This window comes from Polaromonas sp. CF318 (genome assembly GCF_000282655.1).
Lineage (GTDB): Bacteria > Pseudomonadota > Gammaproteobacteria > Burkholderiales > Burkholderiaceae_C > Polaromonas.
Genome location: NZ_AKIV01000152.1, coordinates 1 through 5,024 on the forward strand (window position 1 = coordinate 1; position 5,024 = coordinate 5,024).

Annotated in this window: 5 protein-coding genes; 2 read left to right on the forward strand and 3 right to left on the reverse strand. The window is 67.4% G+C overall.

Annotated elements, in window-relative coordinates:
- The 3 genes from PMI15_RS23560 to PMI15_RS23570 form a co-directional block, all read right to left on the reverse strand.
- A partial coding sequence (locus PMI15_RS23560) for an IclR family transcriptional regulator (RefSeq protein ID WP_007874996.1) occupies nt 1-682 on the reverse strand: 682 nt, incomplete at its 3' end.
- Complete coding sequence (locus PMI15_RS23565; RefSeq protein ID WP_007874998.1) at nt 682-1,401, reverse strand: SDR family NAD(P)-dependent oxidoreductase; 720 nt, start codon at nt 1,399-1,401, stop codon at nt 682-684. The genes PMI15_RS23565 and PMI15_RS23560, both read right to left, overlap by 1 nt.
- A 30-nt stretch (nt 1,402-1,431) precedes the next feature.
- Nucleotides 1,432-1,959, reverse strand: a complete 528-nt coding sequence (locus PMI15_RS23570; protein ID WP_007874999.1) for a 2,4'-dihydroxyacetophenone dioxygenase family protein — start codon at nt 1,957-1,959, stop codon at nt 1,432-1,434.
- Nucleotides 1,960-2,132: 173 nt separating this feature from the next.
- Here PMI15_RS23570 and PMI15_RS23575 point away from each other — a divergent pair, with 173 nt between their 5' ends.
- A complete protein-coding gene (locus PMI15_RS23575; protein WP_007875002.1) occupies nt 2,133-3,413 on the forward strand; it encodes an MASE1 domain-containing protein in 1,281 nt (426 codons plus the stop codon).
- Nucleotides 3,414-3,420: 7 nt separating this feature from the next.
- Nucleotides 3,421-4,929 (forward strand): acyl-CoA-binding protein, encoded by a 1,509-nt coding sequence (locus PMI15_RS23580; protein ID WP_007875004.1) that lies wholly within the window; start codon nt 3,421-3,423, stop codon nt 4,927-4,929.
- Nucleotides 4,930-5,024: the final 95 nt, after the last annotated feature.

The window sequence follows — 5,024 nt, forward strand, 5'->3', positions numbered from 1 at the left end:
CCCCCACCGGCAGGCCGCGGCTGCCACGTATCACCGCCCCATAACAAAAAATCCCCGCCTCATGCTCCTCGGCATCCGCTGACCACCCGCGCTCGCGCGTCAGCGCCAGTTGCTTGCGCAGCTCAGCCAGCTTCACCAGCGTGTTGCCGGTATAGCGCGGCAAGGGCAGCCCCTGCAGCAGCGGCTCCAGCACGGCGGGCTCCAGCGCCGCCATATACGCCTTGCCGACCGCGGTAGCGTGCAGGGCCACACTGGTGCCTATGCGTGAGGCCATGCGCACGGCGCTGGGGCTTTCGAGTTTTTCGATGTAGACCATGGTGTTGCCATTGGGGACGGCCAGGTGCACGGTCTCGCCGGTGATGTCGCGCAGGCGCTTGAGTTCGTCGACTGCGGCCAGGCGTAAATCCGAGCGGCCCCAGCTGCGGCTGGCCAGCTGGATCAGGCGCGGGCCCAGGGCCAGCAGCGCACCGCGATCATTTTCGACCAGCAGGCCTTCGGCCACCAGGGCCGCGACGATGCGGTGCACCGTGGGCCGGGGGTAGCCGCTGGCCTTGACCAGCGCGCCGACGTTGAGCGGCTGCTCCGAGTCGGCCACCAGCTGCAGCACGTGCATGAATTTGGAGAACGCGGCCGTGCCGGCGACCTGTGACGCATTGGATGACCTGACGATGGGCTGGGCCATCAAGACACCATATAGCCGCCGTCCACCGGCAGGATCACGCCGGTCATGAAGCTGGCCGCCGGCGTGCAGAGAAACATCGCGGCCTCGGCCACGTCCTTGGGCGTGCCCCAGCGGCCCATGGGCGTGCGCGCCAGGATGGGGCCGGCGCGCGCCGGGTCGTCCTGCAGGGCTTTTGTGAGCGGCGTGGCGATCCAGCCGGGCGCGATGGCGTTCACGCGTATGCCGTCGGGCGCATAGGCGATCGCCAGCGACTTGGTGAGCTGGGCGACGCCGCCCTTGCTGGCCGCATAGCCGGGTACCAGGCCACCGCCGAAGAAGCTCAGCATGGAGGCGGTGTTGACAATGCAGCCGCGGCTGGCCTTGAGGCGCTCGCGCACGGCGGTACACACGCGCATGGTGCCGGTCAGGTTGACGGCCAGCACTTTTTCAAACACCTCGATGTCATGCTCGGCGCCGCGCTGGATGATGCCGGCGCAGTTGAAGACGATGTCCAGTTTGTCGATACCGGCCAGCGCCGCATCCAGGCTGGGGGCGGAGGTCACGTCGGCCTGGCGCACCTCGACGCCAGCTGCCAGCGTGCCGTCGCCGCCGCCCAGCCCCAGGGCCGTGACCTCGGCGCCCAGCGCCGCGAGGTGGTTGGCGATGACGGCGCCTATGCCCTGGGTCGCGCCGGCGACCAGCGCGCGTTTGCCTTTAAAGAGTCCGGCCTGGTAGGTCATCAGTGATTCCTTCAGAAAAAGCGGCTGCGCTCAGCGGATGAATTGTTGGGTGTAGTCGGCGCCCAGGCCGACGGCTTCGAAGTGCTTGTTGCACATCTCGATTTTGGTGAACACGTCCTCGTAGCCCATGCCCTTGCCATAAGGGTCGGTGTAGTACATGACACCATTGACCTGGAAGTAGGTGATCATTTCCTCAACGTCCTCGGGCACATACAGCGTGTGGGTTTCACCGGGCGGCTCGAACACATAGCTGCCCTCGGTGGCTTCCCAGTCGTGCTCCAGGTAGCGCCAGCGGCCCTTGAGCACAAAGCCGTGCACCGCCTGCGGATGGCGGTGCCGGCTCAGCACGCCGGACTTGCGCACGCGCAGCAGATTCATCCAGTAGCCCTGGCTGGCGTTCAGGCACAGCGGGCGGAACCAGACGTTTTCGGCCTGCGGCACCCAGAGCCGCTCGTCGGTGGGGATGGCATGCTGCACCACGATTTCCGGCCGCGCATCGGGCGGGTTCGGATATTGATAAGGCATCAGCGGCGTCTGGTCGGGGGTGTCTACGGGCATGAAATTTGTCCATATTGTGGATACATGTCCATATTGTAGAAAACGAGCACTTCAAAGTCGCGGGGATTTACCCCTAAGCGCGCAGGCCGGTATTTGCAACAGACTGGATAAACTACGCCAGACCATCCGGCGCCCGCGCCGAGCAATAACGCGACTCTCCGAGGAGAACCCCCATGGCCCTGCCCTTTATCGTCACCTTCGCCGTGACCTTTCTTGCCTGGGCCGCCGCGGCCATCGTGTCCCAGAGCATGGGCGATGCGATGACGCTGAGCGCTTCCGTCTGGCTGGCCACCGGGGTGACCTTTGGCGCACTGCTGGTGGCCAAGCCCGCTAGGCGGGCCGCCGTACTGGCCGGCGCCGCGCTGGCGGCCATTCTGCTGTCGCTGCTGGACGGCCTGGCGCTGTTGCCGGCGCTGGCCTTTGGCGCCAACGAGGCGCTGGCGGCCGGCCTGGGCGCCTGGGTGGCGCGCCTGCTGCGCGCGCCCCGTCCCGACGGCCGCATCGAGCCGGGCAAAGCTTACGCCGGCCTGCTGTTGGGCGCGCTGCTGACCGCCGCGCTGGGCGCCAGCATCGCCATCGTGCTCTGGAGCTGGGCCCTGCCCCAGCCCATCCCCATGCTGACCGAGTGGCGCGTCTGGGCCTGCACGACCTTTGTCGGCATCCTGCTGATCGCGCCGCTCATCACCTCCTTCGCGGGCTTCAAGGTCAAGCGCTCGGGCGGCATGGCCAGCAGCCAGTTCCTCGCGGGCGCCGCCACCTTTGTGCTGTTCTTCGTGGTGGCCGCGCTGATTTTTTCGAGCGACGTGTCCGACCGTTTCGGCGCCTCGCTGGGCCCCACGCTGGCCTACCTGCCGCTGCCCTTTATGGTGGTCACCGCCATCCTCTGGAAGGAACGCGGCGCCACGCTGGCCACGCTGCTGGGCGCGCTGGCGCTGATCGCCTGGACCAACAGCGGCGGCGGGCCTTTCGCCGAGGTTGAAGGCTTTCCCGGCGAGGCGGTGATCGAAGTCCAGGGTTATGTGGCCGTGATGGCGCTGCTGGTGGGCGTGGTCAACGCGCTGGGCGCCACCGCCGCGCAGGCGCTCGCGCTGGCGCAGGACTGGCGCACCCGCTACCGCCAGGTGCTGGAATCGAACCGCACGGTGGTCGCCAATTTCGACGCCAGGACCGGTGCGGCCGAATGGGGCGAAGGCGCCAGCGAACTGCTGCGCACCGATGCCGCCGGCCTGCTGACGGTGCAGGACTTCATCACCCACGCCGACCCGCAGGAGCAACCCGCGCTGCAGGCCGACTGGCGCGACCTCACGCAGGGCCAGCGCGAGCACGTGCTGTGGAAGAACACCCTGCGCTGGAGCGACGGCCGCGTGGCCGCCGTGAATGCGCGCCTGTCGGGCGTGCGCGGCGCCGACGGGCAGGTCGAACAGGTGGCCGTGCTGCTGGAAGTCGAGGCCTGAGGTGGCCATGGACACCGCTGTCACGTCCTCACCGTCGCCCGCTGCCCCGGCCGCACCGGCCGTGGACAAGAGCATTCCCGCCGTCTTCCTGATCCACGGCCTGGGCGGCACGCAATACGACCTGGGCTCCATGCACAAGCGGCTCAAGAATGCCGGCTTCGTCACCCATTCGCTCACGCTGCCCGGCCACGGCACCACGCCCGAAGACCTGGTGAACGTGACCGCCGAACAATGGATGGAAGCCGTCACGGCCAAGTACCACGAGGTGGCCGCGCAGCACGACAACTTCCACATCATGGGCATGTGCATGGGCGCGCTGCTGGCCACCGAGCTGGCCAAGCGCCAGAAGCACACGCGCGGCAAGCTGATCGCGCTGGCGCCGCCCATCTACATCGACGGCTGGGCCACCGCCTGGTACACGCCGGCGCGCCACCTCATGTACTACGTGCCGGGCGTTCCGGCGCGCATGCGGGTGGAAGAGGAAGACCCCTTCGGCATCAAGAACGAGCAGCTGCGCGCCATCGTCAAGGCCAAGTTCGCGCGCGGTGAAAACTTCCACTACCGCTGGGTGCCGCTGGCCTGCATACGGCAGGTGGATCGCCTGCGCCGCTGGGTCATGACGGACCTTAAAAACATGGCCAGCGAAACCCTGGTGATCCACGCGCGCGAAGACGAGCTCACCAGCCTGGCCTCGGCCAACTACCTGGTCGAACAGATCGGCGGCGCCAAGGCGCGCATGGTGGTGCTGGAGAACAGCTACCACATGATCTGCGTCGACAACGACCGCGAACAGGTGGCGCGCAACGTGCTCGAATTCTTCGGCGCCAGCAGCGCCGCCTCGCTGGGCATGGCGGTGGACGACCCCAAGATGAGCGCCGACGCCCTGCAGGCTTTTGCGCAATCGCTGCGCGCGGCGCTGGAGGCCGGCGACTTCAGCGGCGTCTTCGCGCGGGGCGCTTCCGACATGGGCTGGTTCCAGCCCGGCAGCAACCGCGCCAGCGGCATCTACCGCGGCAACAAGGGCCTGCAGGCCATGCTGCCCTGGGCCGGCGGCGTCAAATTCACCGCCTTCGGCCAGCCGGTGTTCAATGCCGGCATCGCGGTGCTGCCCGCCACGCTCACGGCTTCAGGCCTGATGTCGCAGGGCGTGCTGGCTTTTGCCGTGCGTTCGGGCCGGCTGCTGGATGCGCGCTGGTTCCCCGACGACGTGGCGCTGGAAGACGCCCACTTCGGCGCGCCACTGGCGCCCGCCGGCCCCAGCGAGGCCGAACGCGTCTTCGAGGCCGCCGGCATAGCCGTCAAGACGCTGGCCAAGCCGCCCGGCAACGAGGAGCTGCTGGCGCTCTATGCGCTCTACAAGCAGGCCACGGTGGGCGACGCAACGGGCGAGCGCCCCGGCATCATGGACGTGACCGGCCGCGCCAAATTCGACGCCTGGGCCCAGCGCAAGGGCATGGCCCGTGAGGCGGCGATGGCGGCTTACGCGGCCCTGGTCGAAAAACTCAAAGCGGCCTGATCAGGCAAGCGCATCGTGATTTCTTTATCTGCGTAATCTGCGTAATCTGCGGATGAATTTTTATCCACAGATTTCGCAGATTTACGCAGATTAAA

Excerpts from the sequence above, each read along its gene's own strand:
- PMI15_RS23580 (WP_007875004.1), top strand. The coding sequence starts at position 3,421 with ATGGACACCGCTGTCACGTCCTCACCGTCGCCCGCTGCCCCGGCCGCA.
- PMI15_RS23570 (WP_007874999.1), bottom strand. The coding sequence starts at position 1,959 with ATGCCCGTAGACACCCCCGACCAGACGCCGCTGATGCCTTATCAATAT.
- PMI15_RS23565 (WP_007874998.1), bottom strand. The coding sequence starts at position 1,401 with ATGACCTACCAGGCCGGACTCTTTAAAGGCAAACGCGCGCTGGTCGCC.
- PMI15_RS23575 (WP_007875002.1), top strand. The coding sequence starts at position 2,133 with ATGGCCCTGCCCTTTATCGTCACCTTCGCCGTGACCTTTCTTGCCTGG.